Annotated in this window: 9 tRNA genes and 1 rRNA gene; all 10 read left to right on the top strand. The window is 53.6% G+C overall.

Annotated features, from left to right (window positions below):
• Positions 1–6: 6 nt before the first annotated feature.
• The 10 genes from rrf to FQV28_RS10285 all read left to right on the top strand — a co-directional run bounded on the left by rrf (position 7) and on the right by FQV28_RS10285 (position 978).
• Positions 7–122, top strand: a 5S ribosomal RNA gene (rrf, locus tag FQV28_RS10330).
• A gap of 9 nt (positions 123–131) precedes the next feature.
• Positions 132–207, top strand: a tRNA-Val gene (locus FQV28_RS10325).
• A 10-nt stretch (positions 208–217) separates the two neighbouring features.
• A tRNA-Thr gene (locus FQV28_RS10320) sits at positions 218–293 on the top strand.
• Between the two features lie 7 nt (positions 294–300).
• Positions 301–376, top strand: a tRNA-Lys gene (locus FQV28_RS10315).
• A 21-nt stretch (positions 377–397) separates the two neighbouring features.
• Positions 398–482: transfer RNA gene (locus tag FQV28_RS10310), tRNA-Leu, on the top strand.
• Positions 483–487: 5 nt separating this feature from the next.
• Positions 488–562, top strand: a tRNA-Gly gene (locus FQV28_RS10305).
• Positions 563–594: 32 nt separating this feature from the next.
• Positions 595–683 (top strand) — tRNA-Leu (locus tag FQV28_RS10300).
• A 35-nt stretch (positions 684–718) separates the two neighbouring features.
• A tRNA-Arg gene (locus tag FQV28_RS10295) sits at positions 719–795 on the top strand.
• Positions 796–821: 26 nt separating this feature from the next.
• A tRNA-Pro gene (locus tag FQV28_RS10290) sits at positions 822–898 on the top strand.
• Between the two features lie 7 nt (positions 899–905).
• A tRNA-Ala gene (locus FQV28_RS10285) sits at positions 906–978 on the top strand.
• Position 979 lies beyond the last annotated feature (1 nt).

Below are 979 nucleotides of genomic sequence, written 5' to 3'. Positions count from 1 at the left end.
AAAGAGTCCAGTGATGATGGCAAAGAGGCCACACCCGTTCCCATCCCGAACACGGAAGTTAAGCTCTTTTGCGCCGATGGTAGTTGGGGGTCTCCCCCTGTGAGAGTAGGACGTCGCTGGGCATACATAACGGAGGATTAGCTCAGCTGGGAGAGCATCTGCCTTACAAGCAGAGGGTCGGCGGTTCGATCCCGTCATCCTCCACCATTTTTTCTTAGCCGGAGTAGCTCAACTGGTAGAGCAACTGACTTGTAATCAGTAGGTTGAGGGTTCAAGTCCTTTCTCCGGCACCATTTGCACGAGCCATTAGCTCAGTTGGTAGAGCATCTGACTTTTAATCAGAGGGTCGAAGGTTCGAATCCTTCATGGCTCACCATTTTAATTCAATACTTGCCACGCGGGTGTGGCGGAACTGGCAGACGCACTAGACTTAGGATCTAGCGCCTTCGGGCGTGGGGGTTCGACTCCCTTCACCCGCACCATTTTTGCGGAAGTAGTTCAGTGGTAGAACGCCACCTTGCCAAGGTGGAGGTCGCGGGTTCGACCCCCGTCTTCCGCTCCATTTTTTTCAAACGCAATGCAAGCCGACCCTATGCCGGGGTGGCGGAACTGGCAGACGCACAGGACTTAAAATCCTGCGGTAGGTGACTACCGTACCGGTTCGATTCCGGTCCTCGGCACCATTTTGTTTGCAGAAAAAACATGATTTCTTAAATAAGCGCCCGTAGCTCAATTGGATAGAGTACTTGACTACGAATCAAGCGGTTAGAGGTTCGAGTCCTCTCGGGCGCGCCATATTTTTCATACTCAGCATTTCAGTTCGGGAAGTAGCTCAGCTTGGTAGAGCACTTGGTTTGGGACCAAGGGGTCGCAGGTTCGAATCCTGTCTTCCCGACCATTACAACGGGGCCTTAGCTCAGCTGGGAGAGCGCCTGCCTTGCACGCAGGAGGTCAGCGGTTCGATCCCGCTAGGCTCCAC

This window comes from Planomicrobium sp. CPCC 101079 (assembly GCF_007859275.1).
Lineage (GTDB): Bacteria > Bacillota > Bacilli > Bacillales_A > Planococcaceae > Planococcus.
This window is presented reverse-complemented; position numbering and strand designations above follow the sequence as displayed.